At 67.5% G+C, this 16,573-nt stretch carries 11 protein-coding genes, 1 pseudogene and 2 riboswitches; of the genes and pseudogenes, 10 read left to right on the top strand and 2 right to left on the bottom strand.

The annotated features are described in order from the left end of the window. Position 1 precedes the first annotated feature (1 nt). From ACZ5YA_RS17250 to dcd, 3 genes are all read left to right on the top strand, one after another. On the top strand, positions 2 to 1,894 hold the full coding sequence (locus tag ACZ5YA_RS17250; protein WP_118931393.1) for an autotransporter assembly complex protein TamA: 1,893 nt from the start codon (positions 2 to 4) through the stop codon (positions 1,892 to 1,894). Beyond that, entirely contained in the window at positions 1,891 to 5,595 is a 3,705-nt protein-coding gene (locus ACZ5YA_RS17245; protein WP_464090953.1) for a translocation/assembly module TamB domain-containing protein, read from the top strand. Before ACZ5YA_RS17250 ends, ACZ5YA_RS17245 begins: the two co-directional genes overlap by 4 nt. 101 nt (positions 5,596 to 5,696) lie before the next feature. Next, the gene (dcd, locus tag ACZ5YA_RS17240) at positions 5,697 to 6,260 is read left to right on the top strand and encodes a dCTP deaminase (RefSeq protein WP_041654363.1); all 564 of its coding nucleotides are present in this window, start codon (positions 5,697 to 5,699) and stop codon (positions 6,258 to 6,260) included. A gap of 4 nt (positions 6,261 to 6,264) precedes the next feature. Here dcd and ACZ5YA_RS17235 read toward each other — a convergent pair whose 3' ends face one another. Beyond that, entirely contained in the window at positions 6,265 to 7,116 is an 852-nt protein-coding gene (locus ACZ5YA_RS17235; RefSeq protein WP_118931391.1) for a GNAT family N-acetyltransferase, read from the bottom strand. Between the two features lie 165 nt (positions 7,117 to 7,281). Between ACZ5YA_RS17235 and ACZ5YA_RS17230 the strand changes: the two genes are divergently transcribed. Beyond that, on the top strand, positions 7,282 to 8,523 hold the full coding sequence (locus ACZ5YA_RS17230) for a GGDEF domain-containing protein (RefSeq protein WP_059371305.1): 1,242 nt from the start codon (positions 7,282 to 7,284) through the stop codon (positions 8,521 to 8,523). A 10-nt stretch (positions 8,524 to 8,533) separates the two neighbouring features. Here the strand turns inward: ACZ5YA_RS17230 and ACZ5YA_RS17225 are convergent, their stop codons facing one another. After that, positions 8,534 to 9,052 carry a GNAT family N-acetyltransferase gene (locus tag ACZ5YA_RS17225; RefSeq protein ID WP_059371306.1) on the bottom strand — a complete coding sequence of 173 codons (519 nt, stop codon included), beginning with the start codon at positions 9,050 to 9,052 and terminating at the stop codon, positions 8,534 to 8,536. A 113-nt stretch (positions 9,053 to 9,165) separates the two neighbouring features. Between ACZ5YA_RS17225 and ACZ5YA_RS17220 the strand changes: the two genes are divergently transcribed. From ACZ5YA_RS17220 to gcvT, 6 genes and pseudogenes are all read left to right on the top strand, one after another. Further along, positions 9,166 to 9,618, top strand: coding sequence for a hypothetical protein (locus ACZ5YA_RS17220; RefSeq protein WP_059371486.1), 453 nt, complete (start codon positions 9,166 to 9,168; stop codon positions 9,616 to 9,618). Between the two features lie 265 nt (positions 9,619 to 9,883). Continuing rightward, positions 9,884 to 12,145, top strand: a complete 2,262-nt coding sequence (locus tag ACZ5YA_RS17215) for an arginine/lysine/ornithine decarboxylase (protein ID WP_054451997.1) — start codon at positions 9,884 to 9,886, stop codon at positions 12,143 to 12,145. Beyond that, entirely contained in the window at positions 12,145 to 13,347 is a 1,203-nt protein-coding gene (locus ACZ5YA_RS17210; RefSeq protein WP_464090952.1) for a BaiN/RdsA family NAD(P)/FAD-dependent oxidoreductase, read from the top strand. The genes ACZ5YA_RS17215 and ACZ5YA_RS17210 overlap by 1 nt, the downstream gene beginning before the upstream one ends. Positions 13,348 to 13,496: 149 nt before the next feature. Continuing rightward, positions 13,497 to 14,111 (top strand): superoxide dismutase, encoded by a 615-nt coding sequence (locus tag ACZ5YA_RS17205; RefSeq protein ID WP_464090951.1) that lies wholly within the window; start codon positions 13,497 to 13,499, stop codon positions 14,109 to 14,111. A 30-nt stretch (positions 14,112 to 14,141) separates the two neighbouring features. Next, positions 14,142 to 15,035, top strand: a pseudogene (locus ACZ5YA_RS17200) (ZIP family metal transporter). 55 nt (positions 15,036 to 15,090) lie between these two features. Further along, positions 15,091 to 15,186: riboswitch (glycine riboswitch) on the top strand. Positions 15,187 to 15,221: 35 nt separating this feature from the next. Continuing rightward, a riboswitch (glycine riboswitch) is annotated at positions 15,222 to 15,344 on the top strand. A gap of 86 nt (positions 15,345 to 15,430) precedes the next feature. Further along, a complete protein-coding gene (gcvT, locus tag ACZ5YA_RS17195; RefSeq protein WP_464090950.1) occupies positions 15,431 to 16,531 on the top strand; it encodes a glycine cleavage system aminomethyltransferase GcvT in 1,101 nt (366 codons plus the stop codon). Positions 16,532 to 16,573 lie beyond the last annotated feature (42 nt).

Here is a 16,573-nt window from a genome sequence, read left to right as displayed (position 1 = left end):
CATGCGGTGGGCAGCCCGCGCCTTCTTGGCAGGACTTGTGGTGATGACGGGCGAGGCATTGGCCAAGCGCCCGGAAATCATTGTGGACCCCGGCGGCGTGCCGCCGGCCGCCCTGCAGGCGATTACCGAAGCCGTCGATGCGATCGCGCGGCTGGCGGAGGACCAGGACGGCGGTGAAATCAACCGCCTGCGCCGGCGCGCGCGCGACGCGACGCTGGCGGCCCTGGCCACCCAGGGCTATTTCTCGCCCACCGTGAAGCTCGAGGCCGGCACCGATATCGGCGGAGAAACCTGGGACATCAGCATCGTCTCGGGCAAGCGCACCACCGTCGCATCCGTGGACCTGAATTTCACCGGCCGCATTACCCGGCCCGAGTTCGCTGCCCGGGTGCAGAAGCTGCGCGACGACTGGCAGTTGAAGACGGGCCAGCCCTTCATCAACAGCGACTGGAACAAAGCCAAGTCGAGCCTGCTGGACGCGGTGTCATCGCGCGACTTCATGCTGGCGCGCATGACCGCGTCGCAGGCGGAAATCGAGGCCGATACGGCGTCGGCCGCCCTGCGCGTCACGATAGACAGCGGCCCCCAGGTCCGCATGGGCGAACTCACCACCGAAGGCCTGAAGCGGGTGCCCGAGAAGCTGGTGGAGCGCTATGTGCGCTACTCGCCGGGCGCTGCCTATGACCAGGACAAGCTGGACACCTGGCAGCAGGACCTGCAATCGACCGCGTTCTTCCGCGGCGCGTTCGTATCGCTGGAGCAGCCGGGCCAGGCGCAGCCGACGCCTGGACCCAACGCCGACCGCGCACGCGCGCCGGGCTCGACCGATCTGGCCGCCTCCACGCCGGCAGGAGATCCTTCCGTGTCCGGCGGCATGCCACCGCCAGCGCCCGCCTACGACTCGAACGGCGAAGTGACCCTGCCGGTCCAGGTGCGGGTGGTGGAAGCGCCGCCCAAGCGGTTCACCGGCTCGATAGGCGTGGACGACGAGGCCGGCCTGCGCGTGGAATCGCTGTACCGGCAGAACGTGGTCTTTGGCCAGCCGCTCACCATGGAGACGGGCTTCAGCGTGGACCGGTTGCAGCAGCGCGTCTACGCGGACTTCCTGTTGCCGCCGAATCAGCGCGGCTACAAGGATTCGTTCGGTGTGCTGTACGACCACTCCGACATCCAGGGGCTGGATGTGACGCGCTACGCGTTGGGCGCGACGCGCCTGCAGGAGCGCAAGGGCGCGGGCAACAGCCGGGTCGAATACGAAACCCGCTGGGGCCTGCTGCTGGCGGAGGATCACGTGAAGATCGACGGCGGCGACCAATACAAGCTGCCGACCCTGACCGCCACGGCCGAATGGCTGCGCCGCGATGTGGACAACAAGTACGACCCGCGTGAAGGCAATCTGATCGCGGTGGGCGGCGGCGTGGGCGTGACGCTGGACTCCGGCGAACCCTATACCCGCGCCCGGCTGCGGGCCCAGAAATGGTGGCCCATCGGCAAGCTGGACGTGCTGACCGTGCGTGGCGAAGTCGGCCGGGTGTGGTCCAACAGCAAGGTGCGGGTGCCGGACGATTTCGGTTTCCGCACCGGCGGCGCGCGTTCGATCCGCGGCTACAAGTACCAGAGCATAGGCGTGCAGCAGGATGACGCCGTGGTGGGCGCGCCCACGCTGCTGGTCGGCAGCATCGAGTACGACCACTATTTCAATGAGCGCTGGGGCATGGGCGTGTTCGTGGACGCGGGCGACGCCGCGGAATCGTTCGGCGACATGTCGATGGCGGTGGGCTACGGCGTAGGCGCCCGCGTGCGCACGCCGGCCGGGCCCTTGTTCCTGGATGTGGCCTACGGCCAGCGCGACCGCGACCTGCGTCTGCACTTTTCCTTGGGGATCGCGTTTTGAAGGGCCTGCGCAAATTCCTGCGCCATGTGCTGGTGTGGTGGTTGCCTGGCCTGGCCATGCTGGCTGTGCTGGCCGGCGGATTCCTGTTTTGGCTGGTCGGCTCGCAGAACGGCACGCGGCTGCTCCTGACCACGGCCGCCCAGCAACTGAACGGCCAGGCGCTGGACGTGAGCGGTTCGCTGCTGCGTGGCGTGTCGGTGGGCAAGCTGGACCTGGACGCGGGCGGCACCCGCGTCGACATCACGGACCTGCAGCTCGACGTGAACTGGCGCGCCCTGGGCGACCGCCTGCTGCACGTGCGCGATGTCTCGGCGGGTTCGGTGTACATCGGCCTGGCCGCGTCGTCCGAGACGACGCCGGCGGAGGACAACGGCGAGCCGTTCTCGTTGCCCGAACTGCCGGTGGACATCGCCGTGGACCGGCTGGCGCTGGGCGACTTCCAGCTGGAACAGGACGGCGCGCCCTTGCCCGTGACCCTGGGCAATCTGGACGCCACCTTTGCCGCGGGCAAGCAGGGCGCGCAGCTACGCATCGCCAGCCTGAGGGTGGGGCACGAGGCTGCGCAAGCGGACATCTCCGGGCAGGCCGAGCTGCAAGGCATGGCCGATCCGTGGCCGTTCGTCGCTCGCCTGGACGTGACCGCGCGCGGGACCGGCCCCGATTCTCCGCTGTGCGAAGCCGACAAGCTGAGCGGCGTGTATGAGCGTCAGGCGGGCGCTGCCAGGAAGCCGGAACCCAAGCCAGCCGCCAAGACCGACCCCAAGGCCGAATCGAAGGACGAATCCAAAGCCGGGGCCAAGGCGGATCCCAAGGCCGCGCCTTCCGAGCCGCCCCGGCCCGCTTGCCAGGTGGTGCTGCGCGCCGATGCCGCCGGTTCCCTGGATGGTATCCAGGCCAAGGTGGACGGCGAGGGCTCCGGCCTGCTGCTGGACTTGACCGCCGACCTGGCTCCGCGCACGGCGCTGGTGCTGCGCAGCGCCCGGGCGCAGGCGCAATTGCCAGACAAATCGACCCTGACTGCGCAGCTCGACCTGCAATCCGATACCACGCAAGGCTCGGGCCGCGACCGCATCGCGGGCACGATAAGCGCCCAGCGCCTGGACCTGTCGCCCTGGCTGGGCAAGGATATTCCGCCTGCGGTGCTGACCGTGCGCGGCGACGTGCAAGCCGACATCGAGAACCTGAGCCAGCTGCGTCATGCCGCGGTCGATCTGCGCTTCGAAGAGGGCACGCGCTGGAACAAGCAGCCCCTGACCGGCGCGCTCAAGGCCCAGGTGGATATCGCGGCGGCGACCGATAGCGGGGGACCCGCCGCCGCGCCGAACGCCGCCGCTGCGCCCGAGGCCGATCCTCTGGCCGGGCTGCGCATCCACGGCCTGGACGTGGACCTGAAGCTGGGCCGCAACCGAGTCCAGGCCAAGGGAGAGCTGGACGCCAAGGACGGCGCGCTGTCGCTGGACGCCCAGGCGCCCCAGCTCGACGCGTTCTGGCCGGGCATTCCCGGCGGCGCGGAATTGAAGGGCAAGCTGACGGGCACGCCGGCTGCGCATCGCGGCGAGCTTGCGGCCGGCTACACGCCGCCCAAGCCGCGCGCGGGCGTACTGGGCGAGGCGCCCGCCAAGGCCAACATCGTTTTTACCGGCGCCTGGGGCAAGGGTCCTGCGGGCACGCCGGATGCCGCTCTGCCGGGATGGCGCGGCACGTTTTCGCGGCTGACGGCCGAGACCGCCGGCTTCGCAGTGGCCGTGGACCGGCCGGTCACGCTGGCTTTCGTGCCGTCCGCCGTGGAACCGCAATGGCAGTGGCAGGTGGGGCAGACGGCGCTGAGCCTGACCCTGCCCGGCAAGGAACGCGTGGTCCTGGCGCACCAGGGGTCGCGGGGCGGCGGCAAGCGTTGGGAAACGGCCGGGCAGGCCGACAACCTGGTGATCACGGCCGCCATGGCGCGCCAGGTGATAGGCGCCGTCGATCCCGAGGCTGCGGCCAAGCTGGGCAAGCGGCCCGGCCGCGTGAACGCGATGGTACCCGAGGGCCAGCGCCGCATCGCGCTGGACGTGTTGTGGGACCTGAAGTTCGACGGCCGGCTGGGCGGCCGCGCGCGCATCGCGCGCCGCGAGGGCGACCTGCTGATACCGGGCGATCCTCCCATTCCGCTCGGCCTGAAGGCGCTGGTGCTGGACCTGACCGCCACGCCGACCTCCGCCAATGCCAGCCGCGTGGACGCCAAGGTCAACCTGGCCACCGATAAGATGGGCCTCATCAACGGCACCGGCACCGCCGTGCTGGTGGTGGATGCCAAGGGCGGCATGGCGCTGGACCCGCGCCAGCCGCTGCGCGCCAAGCTGGACGCCGATATCGCCGACCTGGCCTGGGTCGGCCTGTTCGTGGGCGACTCGATGGAAGTCGGCGGCACGGTCAAGGCCAATCTGGAAGCCCAGGGCACCCTGGCGGGCAAATGGTCGGCCAGCGGCAACATCCGCGGCGACAAGCTGCGCGTGGTGCGCATCGACGACGGCGTGCGGCTGATCGACGGCACTTTGTCCGCGCGCCTGGAGGGCGACCGGGTGGTGCTGGAAAGCCTGCGCTTCCCGGCTTCCCTGCGGGTGATGCCGGCCGAATGGCGCACCAAGGAGTGGATCACCACCAATCCCGAGGCCAAGGGCGGCTACGCCGAGGCCAAGGGACAATGGAATTTCATCGACGGCGGCGGCGATATCCGGCTGACCCTGTACCGCTTCCCGGCGCTGCAGCGCTCGGACCGCTACGCCATGGTTTCCGGGGTCATCGACGTGAAGGCTGCCATGCCGCGCATCGACATCGTGGGCGACCTGAAGGCGGACGCGGGCTGGTTCAGCCTGGAAATCCTGCAGGGCGTGCCGTCGCTGGACGACGACGTCAAGGTGCGCCGCCCGGGCGACGACCCCGGCACGGTCTCCACGCCGCTGCAGACCAGCATGAACCTGAAGTTCGACATGGGGCCGCGCTTCTACATCACCGGCATGGGGCTGGACGCCGGCCTGCTGGGCTCCATCCAGATCATGCTGAACGATGGGCGCCTGACCGGCGTGGGCGCGCTGCGCACCCGCGGCGGCGGCATCGAGGCCTACGGCCAGAAGCTGCGCCTGAGCCGCGGCACGCTGACCTTCCAGGGCCGTCTGGACAACCCCTTGCTGGATATCGAGGCGCTGCGCACGGGCGAACAGGTCGAGGCGGGCGTCAAGGTGGTCGGCACGGCGCAGCGGCCGCGCATCGATCTGGTGTCGTACCCGGACGTCAGCGACGTGGAAAAGCTGTCCTGGCTGCTGCTGGGCCGAGGTCCTGACGAAAGCGGCGGCGACGCGGCGCTGCTGATGTCGGTGGGTACCGCGCTGCTGGGCGGCGGGCAGCCGTTCTACAAGCAGTTCGGGTTGGACGACGTCAGCATCAAGACGGGCAACATCGGCAGCTCCGGCAGCATCCTGCCGGACCGCACGGTGGCCGGCGACGTCAACCGGGACAGCGACAGCCAGCTGGCCACGCAATTCCTGGTGGCCAGCAAGACCTTCGCCAACGGCATCACGCTGAGCGTGGAGCAGGCGCTTTCCGGCACCGACACCGTGGGCCGGGCCAGCTACCGGCTGGCGCGCGGCCTGTCGGTGGACCTGAAGGGCGGGGCGGTCAACGGCATCGCGCTGGTCTACCGGACCTTCTGGGGGAACTGAGGCGGAATCGGGCGGCACGGTCCCGCCCGGCCCCTCGCAGGTGGCGCATCCGCACTCGGGATAAAATGGCGTCCACTCCATTCCCTAGCACCATTCCCACCATGAGCATCAAAAGCGACCGCTGGATCCGCCGCCAGGCCGAAGCCGGCATGATCGAACCCTTCGAAGCAGGGCAGGTCCGCACGGCCAATGGCGGGCGCATCGTCAGCTACGGCACCAGCAGCTACGGCTACGACGTGCGCTGCGCGGACGAATTCAAGATCTTCACCAACATCAATTCCACCATCGTCGACCCCAAGAATTTCGACGAAGGCTCGTTCGTGGATTTCAAGGGCGACGTCTGCATCATTCCGCCCAACTCCTTCGCGCTGGCCCGCACGGTCGAGTATTTCCGCATCCCGCGCAGCGTCCTGACTGTCTGCCTGGGCAAGAGCACCTATGCGCGTTGCGGCATCATCGTCAACGTCACGCCGCTGGAACCCGAATGGGAAGGGCACGTGACGCTGGAATTCTCGAATACCACGCCGCTGCCGGCCAAGATCTACGCCGGCGAAGGCTGCGCGCAGATGCTGTTCCTGGAAAGCGACGAAGTCTGCGAGACCTCTTACCGCGACCGCGGCGGCAAGTACCAGGGTCAGCGCGGCGTGACCCTGCCGCGCACCTGAGGCCTCAGCCTGCGCGCCCGGACACCGGGCGCAGGTAGTCGATATCCCACTCGCTTTCGCCCGTCTGCACGAACCCGTGCCGGCGGTAGAAGCGGTTCGAGTCGCTGCCGCGCAGCGCGCCCAGGCTTACCGCCAGCCCCAGGCGGTCGGCCTCCAGCAGGATCTTGCGCATGACCTGTCCGCCCAGCCCCGAACCCTGGGCGGCGGGGCGGATGTACAGATGATCCAGGCGCAAGCCGTCGCCCTCCGGGCGCAGCGCGTAAAACCCGATACGTTGGCCGTCCTGCTCGATGGACCAGGTATGTTCCGGCCGGAACGTGCTGCGCAGCCGCGAGCGCGCGCGCGCCGGGTCGAAGCGCCCCAGGCGCTCCAGGCTTTCACGCATGGCTTCGATGCGCAGCGCCAGCAGGTCTTCGAAATCGGCTTCCGAGACCGGCGAGTATTGCAGCGGCGGCGTGGCGAACTCGTCGTAGCCCCGGCCCAGGAACTGCAGGATGCAGATGCCGTGTCCGTAGGGATCGCTCAGGTGGGCGATGCGGCCCCAGGCATGCGAGACGGCCGGATCTTCCAGGCGCGCGCCGGCGGCCACCGCCTGTGCGACCGCGCGGTCCGCGTCCTCCACCACCACGTCCAGATGCACGGGCGTCCAGTGCCGCGCATAGTCGCGCGGCTGGCGCATGGCGCCGGCGGCAGGCGTGCCCGCAGCCTTTTCCAGCAGATAGATGGGCGCCTCGGCCCCCAGCATCTCGGCCGCTTTCGGTCCCAGCCGGCGTCGCAGTGTCAGGCCGAAAGCGCGGTGATAGAAGTCGATGGCGTGTTCGAGATCGGGCACGTCGATGTTGACCAGGATGCGCATTGGGGATCCGTCTGCTGAGTGAAGGCGAAAAACATATCATGGCCGCGGCGCCCGGTGTTACTTGCAAATCCGCTAAAGAACATCGCCGCCGCGTCCGTAAATGACAGTACATGTGTTTGCCGATTTGGCGACGTCATCTCCGCAAGCGTAAAAAAGCCCCGACCCGTGCGTTACCCCCATATCCCCTGGCTGCCTTTGTTGTTCTATCCTGCGCTGCCGGTGGCCGCCGCGGTGGGGCTGCTGCTGTGGCGCGAATGGCCGCCGGCCTTGACGCAGATCGTGCCGTTCGTGCCTTGGGTGATGGCGTTGATCGGCGTGGCCGTGTGCCTGATGTACCAGCGCGCGCAGACCATGGTGCTGATGCTCAGCGTGCTGGCCGCCACGGCGGCTTGGCCGGCGCTGGCCACGGAAGCACCCTGGGCCGTCGGACCGGCGCTGGCGTGGTGGTCGCTGGCCTACACCATCAACGCCCTGTGGTCCGAACGCTCCAGCATGCTGCTGGACCTGGCCGCTCGCATCGGCCTGATCGCCGCTGGCGCGGCCGCGATCGCGCTGGCCGGCAAGGACGGCGTGTCCGATCTGTTCGGCATGCTGTCCGTGCAAGGCAGGTTGGCGCACCTGAGCGTGCCGATCGAAGGGTTGATTGCGCTGCTGGCCACGGGCCTGACGCTGACCCTGCTGCTATTGCGCTATGGGCGTCCGCAACAGGCGGGGCAGTGGCTGGGCTTCGTGTGCATGGCGTGGGCCTTGCCGCGCGGGGCGGAACATCCCGTCGAACTGGCGCTGATGTCCACCGCCGCGCTGACGGCCCTTTGCATCTCGCTGGCCCATGAAGGTTTCCACATGGCGTTCCGCGACGAGCTCACCGGCTTACCGGGCCGGCGCGCGCTGAACGAACGGCTGCAGCGCATGGGCCGCGTCTATACGCTGGCGATGGCCGACGTCGACAACTTCAAGGCTTTCAACGACACCCACGGCCATGACGTGGGCGACCAGGTTCTGCGCATGGTGGCGGCCCAGTTGCGGCGCGTGCCGGGCGGCGGCCGGGCCTACCGCTACGGCGGCGAGGAATTCACGCTGGTGTTTCCGGGCAAGACCGCGGCGGAAAGCATGCCGCACCTGGAAAGCGTCAGGCGCTCCATCGAGGCCTACCAGATGCGGCTGCGCGACAAGCCGGTGCGCCCCAAGGCCGACCAGATCGGCCTGCGCCGCCGTGGCGGGCGCGATGTGCGCAATGCGCGGCCGCTGCGGGTGACGGTCAGCATAGGCGTAGCCGAACGCAGCGACGCCCTGCGCGCGCCCGAAGCGGTGATCAAGGCGGCGGATCAGGCGCTCTACAAGGCCAAGGACGAAGGCCGCAATCTGGTGCGGGCCTACGGCACGCGGCGCCGGGCTGGCGCGGGCTGAGGCGGCACCGCTACTTGCCGGCCAGCGGCAGCGCCATCAGCGCTTCGTCGTAGAGTTCACCGTTCACGCACAGCGCTTCTCGCTCGCGTCCGTATTCGGCAAAGCCCAGGCTCAGGTACAGCGCGGTGGCGGCCTGATTGTTGGCGGTCACGCTCAGCTGCACCTGGCGGATGCCGCGCATGCCTGCTGCATGGGCGATCGCCGCCTGCATCAGTTGCCGCGCCAGGCCCTGGCCGCGCTGCGCCGGCGCCACGTACATGCTCCAGATGTGCGCCTTGTGGCGCATCTTCAGTTTGCGCTGGCGGCCCACGCCGACCATGCCGGCGAGGGTCTCGCCGCAGAACACGCCAAACATTGCGCTGTCGTCCGAAGGCTGGATCCAGCCGCGGATATCCTCCAATGTCAGCGTGTGTTCCTCTTCGTAACTCGATCCGAACGATTCAGGGGTTTCCACCAGGGCGTCCAGGCGCAATTGGCGCAGCGGCGCGGCGTCGGCGGGAACAAGGCGTCGGACGGAGATCGGGGACATGGTCGGCAAGTGTTGGGAATAGGGAACGTTCGGCGGTGGATTGGGCAGTATAGGGGGACACGCTGCCTATAATGGTCCTAACGCCGCTTGCGGTTTTCACAAAGGAGCCAATGATGTTCGGTTTCCTCAAGACAAACCAGGACGCCAAGCGCGACGAAGTCCAGGAAGAGTTCGTGGCGCGCGTGGCGGGTGCTGCGCAGGACTTCGTCCAGGCAGCCGGATCGGCCGGCGCCGTGCTGGATTACACGCCGTCCAGCGTCCATGCGCTGGACGAGGCGCTGGAGGCCGCCCATCTCGGGACCTTGCCTCTTACTCCCATGCAGACCGTCGGCGCCGCCGCCTACCTCTACGAGGTGGGACGCCGCGCGTATGGCGGTCTCTACGAAGTGTGCGACGACGAGGACCCGGTGGTGCTGGTCTGCGGCGAACCCGAAGCCGAGGTCTGCTTCGGCGCCATCGCCAAGGTCGAAAGGCGCATCCGCTACGGCTCCGCCGAGGCCATCCCGCCCTATTTCGAACAGTTCCTGATGGCCTTGCAGGCGGGCGAAGCCCGCACCATCCGCTAGCGTCCCGGGGCTTCGGGCGCCCGGTTTGCTCCCCGGCGCGGCCCGGCTCTCTGTGCTGAAAACGTCCGCTTTTGGCGCGATGACAACGGCCGTCCGGGCCATTCCGGGATTTCCCTTAGGACTGTAAGAAAAACAGCCCTACAATTCGGCCATTCCCGCCGCCCTGGCGGGTGCTCGCGCCGTCTGTCATCAGGCGGATTTTTACTAGAAGTACACTCGCGCCGCGTTACGCGTCCGAACCCGCCTTGCCCCCAGGAGCGCCTGCATGAAATTCCGCTTCCCCATTTTCATCATCGACGAAGACTACCGTTCCGAGAACGCGTCCGGTCTGGGTATCCGCGCCTTGTCCGCGGCGATCGAGGCCGAGGGCGTCGAGGTGATCGGGGTGACCAGTTACGGCGACCTGAGTTCGTTCGCCCAGCAGCAGAGCCGCGCCAGCGCCTTCATTCTGTCGATCGACGACGAAGAGTTCGACGTGGATTCGCCCGAGGACGTGGCCAGCGCCATCAAGAACCTGCGCGCCTTCATCGGCGAGCTGCGTTTCCGCAACGCCGACATCCCCATCTACCTGTACGGCGAGACGCGCACTTCCGAGCACATTCCCAACGACATCCTGCGCGAACTGCACGGCTTCATCCACATGTTCGAGGACACCCCCGAATTCGTGGCGCGCCACATCATCCGCGAAGCCCGCAGCTACGTCGACAGCCTGCCGCCGCCGTTTTTCCGCGAACTGGTCAAGTACGCGCAGGACGGCTCGTACTCCTGGCACTGCCCCGGCCACTCCGGCGGCGTGGCGTTCCTGAAGAGCCCGGTGGGCCAGATGTTCCACCAGTTCTTCGGCGAGAACATGCTGCGCGCCGACGTCTGCAACGCCGTGGACGAACTGGGCCAGCTGCTGGACCACACCGGCCCCGTGGCCGAATCCGAACTGAACGCCGCGCGCATCTTCCACGCCGACCACTGCTTCTTCGTGACCAACGGCACCTCCACCTCCAACAAGGTGGTGTGGCATGCCAACGTGGCCGCGGGCGACGTGGTGGTGGTGGACCGCAACTGCCACAAGTCGATCCTGCACGCCATTACGATGACGGGCGCGATCCCGGTGTTCCTGCGTCCCACGCGCAACCACCTGGGCATCATCGGCCCGATCCCGCTGGAAGAGTTCCACCCGGACAATATCCGCAAGAAGATCGAGGCCAACCCCTTCGCGCGCGAAGCGGTGAACAAGAATCCGCGCATCCTGACGCTGACGCAGAGCACCTACGACGGCGTCATCTACAACGTCGAAATGATCAAGAAGCAGTTGGGCAGCTATGTCGATACGCTGCACTTCGACGAAGCCTGGCTGCCGCACGCCTCGTTCCACGAGTACTACCAGGACATGCACGCCATCGGCCAGGACCGCCCGCGCAGCCAGGACGCGATGGTGTTCGCCACCCACTCCACGCACAAGCTGCTGGCCGGCATCTCGCAGGCCTCGCAGATCATCGTGCAGGAGTCCGAGACCCGCAAGCTGGACCGCAACGTCTTCAACGAAGCCTATCTGATGCACACGTCCACCTCGCCCCAGTACGCGATCATCGCGTCCTGCGACGTGGCCGCCGCCATGATGGAACCGCCGGGAGGCACCGCGCTGGTCGAGGAGAGCATCCGCGAAGCCCTGGACTTCCGCCGCGCCATGCGCAAGGTGGAGTCCGAGTTCGGCAAGAACGACTGGTGGTTCAAGGTCTGGGGCCCGAATCGCCTGGTTTCTGAAGGCATCGGCAACCGCGACGAATGGATCCTGGAGTCCAACGACCATTGGCATGGCTTCGGCGAAATGGCCGAAGGCTTCAACATGCTGGATCCGATCAAGGCCACGATCATCACCCCGGGCCTGGACATGTCGGGCAGCTTCGGCGAAACCGGCATTCCCGCCGCGCTGGTCTCCAAGTACCTGACCGAGCATGGCGTGGTGGTCGAGAAGACCGGCCTGTATTCGTTCTTCATCCTGTTCACCATCGGCATCACCAAGGGCCGCTGGAACACGCTGCTGACCGCCTTGCAGCAATTCAAGGACGATTACGACCGTAATCAGCCGCTGTGGCGCATCCTGCCGGAATTCTGCCGCGACCATCGCCGCTACGAGCGCATGGGCCTGCGCGACCTGTGCCAGGAGATCCACGAAGCCTACCGCGCCCGCGACGTGGCCCGCCTGACCACCGAGATGTACCTGAGCGACATGGTGCCGGCCCTCAAGCCGTCGGACGCCTTCGCCCGCATGGCGCACCGCGAGGTCGAGCGCGTCGACATCGACAAGCTCGAAGGCCGCGTCACTGGCGTGCTGCTGACGCCGTATCCTCCGGGCATCCCCCTGCTGATCCCGGGCGAACGCTTCAACCGCACCATCGTCCAGTACCTGCAGTTCGCGCGCGAGTTCAACCAGCGCTTCCCGGGCTTCGAAACCTACATCCACGGCCTGGCCGACGAAGTGGGTCCGGACGGCGAAAAGCGCTACTACGTCGACTGCCTGATCGAAGACTGATGTTCGATGTAGCAGTACTCGGCGCCGGCGCCGCGGGCATGATGTGTGCCGCGGTCGCCGGCCAGCGCGGCTTGCGCGTGGTGCTCGTCGACCACGCCGAGCGCCTGGCGGAGAAGATCCGCATTTCCGGCGGCGGCCGCTGCAACTTCACCAATATCGGCGCCGGCCCCGCCAACTTTCTCTCCGACAATCCGCACTTCTGCCGTTCGGCCTTGGCGGGTTACACGCCGCAGGATTTCCTGGCGCTGATGAAGCGCCACCACATCGCCTGGCACGAGAAGCATCGCGGCCAGCTGTTCTGCGACGATTCCAGCGAATCCATCATCGAAATGCTGCGCGCCGAGTGCGACGCGGGCAGGGTGCAGTGGCGCATGGGATGCTCGGTGGCCGAGATCGGCCATGGCGAGCAGGGCTACGAGCTGCGCACCAGCCAAGGCCCGATCCGCGCCGCGAAACTGGTGATCGCCACCGGCGGCATGGCCATTCCCCAACTGGGCGCCACCGATTTCGGCCTGAGGATTGCGCGGCAGTTCGGCCTGAAGGTCGTGGAACCGCGGCCCGCCCTGGTGCCGCTGACCTTCGATGCCGAGCAATGGCGGTCCCTGTCCGAATTGTCCGGCGTGGCGCTGGAAGTCAATCTGCACACGGGGCAGGGCAAGGCGCGCGGCGAGTTCCTCGAAGACCTGCTGTTCACCCATCGTGGCCTGTCCGGCCCCGCCATTCTGCAGATATCCAGCTACTGGAAGCCTGGCGAACCCATCGTGATCGATCTGGCGCCTGGCCGCGATCTGGCGGAAGAACTGTTGGCGTCGAAGTCGGGCAACCGGCAGCAGCTGCATACCGTGCTGGCGGGCCTCTGGCCCAAGCGCCTGGCCGACCGCTGGCTGCACCTGGCGGAGCAGGGCGGCAAGCCGGGCCTGGCGGCGCTGCGCCTGGCCGACGCGCCGGACAAGACCCTGCGCGCGCTGGCGCAGGACATCCATCAGTGGAGCCTGGTGCCCAGCGGCACCGCTGGCTACAAGAAGGCCGAAGTCATGCGCGGCGGCGTGGACACGCGCGGCCTGGACCAGAAGTCCATGCAGGCCAAGACCGTCGCCGGTCTTTATTTCATCGGCGAAGCCGTGGACGTCACGGGCTGGCTGGGCGGCTACAACTTCCAGTGGGCCTGGGCCTCGGGCGTGGCCTGCGGCAAGGCGCTCTAGCTTCCCCAGGCGGGACAGGGCGCCGATAGGCCGGCGCTATGGCAGGTATTGGAAACCTGCCATTGTTATATCAAATAAAAATACTTATCATTTATGTTTTCGATATATATCCAAGCCCTGAATCGGGGGCGGATCTCACGGAGACATGCATGGCCTATACCCTCCCGCCCCTGCCGTATGCCTACGACGCCCTGGAACCCCACATCGACGCGATGACGATGGAGATCCACTACAGCAAGCACCATCAGACCTACGTCAACAGCCTGAACGCCGCGCTGGAAGGCGCGGACATCGTCACCAACGAGCCGGTCGAGTCCCTGGTGGCGCGGCTGGAGCAGTTGCCCGAAGCCATACGCGGCGCCGTGCGCAACCATGGCGGCGGCCACGCGAACCACAGCCTGTTCTGGTCGGTCATGTCGCCCGAGGGCGGAGGCGAGCCGGATGGCGCGTTGGCGTCGGCCATTGACTCCGAGCTGGGCGGGCAGGCCGCCTTCCGCGATGCGTTCACCAAGGCCGCGCTGACCCGCTTTGGCAGCGGTTGGGCCTGGCTTTCGGTCACACCGGCCGGCAAGCTGGTGGTGGAAAGCAGCGCCAACCAGGACAGCCCCCTGATGCACGGAAACTCGCCCATTCTGGGGCTGGACGTGTGGGAGCACGCCTACTACCTGAAGTACCAGAACCGCAGGCCCGAGTACATCGGCGCCTTTTACAATGTCGTGAACTGGCCTGAAGTGGCGCGCCGCTACGCGGCGGCCCAGCGCTGAGCGCATCTCTCGCAAGGAGGGCAGCGGCACATGAATACCTTCAGCCGTCATCGCGTGCGGCCGGCGGCCACCAGCATCAGCGTGTGGACCCTGGCCGTATTGGTGGCCTGCCTGGGCCTGCACTAGCTGTGGGTCTATCTGGACGTGCGTGCGCCGCACGTGGGCGATGCCCTTCTGGGCGGACTGGTCGCAGCTGGCGCTACCGCCCTGGGCACCTTGCCCATCCTGTTCGCCCGGACCATCCCCCAGAAAATGCAGGACAGCATGTTCGGCTTCGGCGCCGGCGTGATGCTGGCCGCCAGCGCCTTTTCGCTGGTGGCGCCGGGCATCGCGGCGGGCCGCGACCTGGGTTATGGCCCCTGGGGCGCCGGCTTGACGGTGGGCGCTGCCGTGTTGCTGGGCGCGGCGGTGCTGCTGCTCATGGACCGTACCCTGCCGCACGAGCATTTCATCAAGGGCCGGGAAGGCATCGAGGCGCACCGCCTGCGCCGTACCTGGCTGTTCGTTTTCGCCATCACCCTGCATAACCTGCCGGAGGGCCTGGCCATTGGCGTGGGCTATGCGGGCAACGACGCCATGCGCGGCACCGCGCTGGCCACCGGCATTGCTATCCAGGACATTCCCGAAGGGCTGGTGGTGGCGGTGGCGCTGCTGGCGGCGGGCTACCAGCGCGCGTTTGCCGTGGCGCTGGGCATGCTGTCCGGCCTGGTCGAGCCGCTGGGCGCGGTCCTGGGCGCCGCCGTGGTGGGCTGGTCCGAGCCGCTGCTGCCCTGGGGCCTGGGTTTTGCCGCGGGCGCCATGCTGTTCGTGATCAGCCACGAGATCATCCCCGAATCGCACCGCAAGGGGCATGAGGTCTACGCGACCTGCGGGCTGATGCTGGGTTTCGTGCTGATGATGTTGTTGGACACGGCGCTGGGCTGAGGCCGCCGCAGGCATTCCCTGGCTGCGGCTTTCGTTGTATGCTTGCGCCGCTGTCACGCATGTTGCGGGAGAGAGCGGCCTGTACGTCCGGCCGCCGCCGAAGGCGCAATTCGCCCGGAATCGCTCAGGTAACCCATACCGCCCATGCTTGCCCTGTCCCGGTTTTTTTACCGCGCGGACGCGGCAAAACAGTACTCTGGAGAGACCTGGCGCCGCCCCTGAACTAGGGACATAGCGAGCAGCCCAGGCGCCGAAGGTGCAAACCCGCCATGCGGGGCAACTCTCAGGCAAAAGGACAGAGGGGCGGAAGATTCAGCCGTTGTACAAGCGCACCCCGCTTGGCACCACTGGCATTCCGTAACCCTGGCAACACTGCCGCCCCGGAGTTTCCGCGCATGTCCGCAACCCTCAAACGCACCCCGCTGGCTGAAGAACACATCGCCTCTGGCGCCCGCATGGTCGACTTCGGCGGCTGGGACATGCCGCTGGCCTACGGTTCGCAACTGGAAGAGCACCACGCGGTGCGGCAGGACGCCGGCATGTTCGACGTGTCGCACATGCTGAACGTCGACGTGGCCGGTCCGGACGCGTTCGCCTTCCTGCAGCGTCTGGTCGCCAACGACGTGTCCAAGCTGACCGTGCCCGGCAAGGCGCTGTACAGCTGCATGCTGAACCCGCAAGGCGGCGTGATCGACGACCTGATCATCTATTTCTTCGCCGCCGACGAATGGCGCGTCGTGGTCAATGCCGGCACGGCCGACAAGGACGTCGCCTGGATGCAGCGCGTCAAGCAGGCCGGCCAGTTCGACGTCGCCATCACCCCGCGCCGCGACCTGGCCATGGTGGCCGTGCAAGGCCCGAACGCCCGCGCCAAGGTCTGGGCCGCGCGCCCGGCCTGGCAGGCCGCCAGCGAGCCGCTGACGCCCTTCGTGGCCGCCCGCGTGGGTGACGACACCTTGGTGGCCCGTACCGGCTACACCGGCGAGGACGGTTTTGAAATCGTGCTGCCCGCCGCCGACGTGGTGCAGCTGTGGCGCGACCTGGTCGCCCAGGGCGTGCGTCCCTGCGGCCTGGGCGCGCGCGACACGCTGCGCCTGGAAGCCGGCATGAATCTCTACGGCCAGGACATGGATGAGCTGACCCAGCCCGACCAGGCCGGGCTGACCTGGACCGTGTCCCTGAAGAGCGCCGAGCGCCGCTTCATCGGCCGCGACGCGCTGGAACAGTTCGCCACGCCCGCCACCTTCATCGGCCTGAAGCTGCAAGAGCGCGGCGTGATGCGCGCGCATATGGCCGTGCGCACCAAGGAAGGCACGGGCGAGCTCACCAGCGGCACCATGTCGCCGACGCTGGGCGTGTCGATCGGCTTTGCCCGCCTGCCGCAAGGCGTCAAGCCGGGCGACACGGTCGAGGTCGACATCCGCGGCAAATGGGTGCCCGCCCTGGCTTGCAAATTGCCGTTCGTGCGTAACGGCAAAGCGGTCGAACACTCGTAAACTCGAAGCTTCGCGCGAGCCGCCGGCCCCTGGGGCGACGGC

Source organism: Achromobacter sp. JCM 18799 (assembly GCF_055395645.1).
The sequence above is the reverse complement of the archived record's forward strand: the minus strand, read 5'-3'. Positions and strand labels throughout refer to the sequence as shown.

What these genes read in the sequence shown, in the direction of transcription:
- ACZ5YA_RS17250 (WP_118931393.1), top strand. Translation starts at nt 2, where the DNA reads ATGCGGTGGGCAGCCCGCGCCTTCTTGGCAGGACTTGTGGTGATGACG.
- dcd (WP_041654363.1), top strand. Translation starts at nt 5,697, where the DNA reads ATGAGCATCAAAAGCGACCGCTGGATCCGCCGCCAGGCCGAAGCCGGC.
- ACZ5YA_RS17235 (WP_118931391.1), bottom strand. Translation starts at nt 7,116, where the DNA reads ATGCGCATCCTGGTCAACATCGACGTGCCCGATCTCGAACACGCCATC.
- ACZ5YA_RS17225 (WP_059371306.1), bottom strand. Translation starts at nt 9,052, where the DNA reads ATGTCCCCGATCTCCGTCCGACGCCTTGTTCCCGCCGACGCCGCGCCG.
- ACZ5YA_RS17220 (WP_059371486.1), top strand. Translation starts at nt 9,166, where the DNA reads ATGTTCGGTTTCCTCAAGACAAACCAGGACGCCAAGCGCGACGAAGTC.
- ACZ5YA_RS17215 (WP_054451997.1), top strand. Translation starts at nt 9,884, where the DNA reads ATGAAATTCCGCTTCCCCATTTTCATCATCGACGAAGACTACCGTTCC.
- ACZ5YA_RS17210 (WP_464090952.1), top strand. Translation starts at nt 12,145, where the DNA reads ATGTTCGATGTAGCAGTACTCGGCGCCGGCGCCGCGGGCATGATGTGT.
- ACZ5YA_RS17205 (WP_464090951.1), top strand. Translation starts at nt 13,497, where the DNA reads ATGGCCTATACCCTCCCGCCCCTGCCGTATGCCTACGACGCCCTGGAA.
- gcvT (WP_464090950.1), top strand. Translation starts at nt 15,431, where the DNA reads ATGTCCGCAACCCTCAAACGCACCCCGCTGGCTGAAGAACACATCGCC.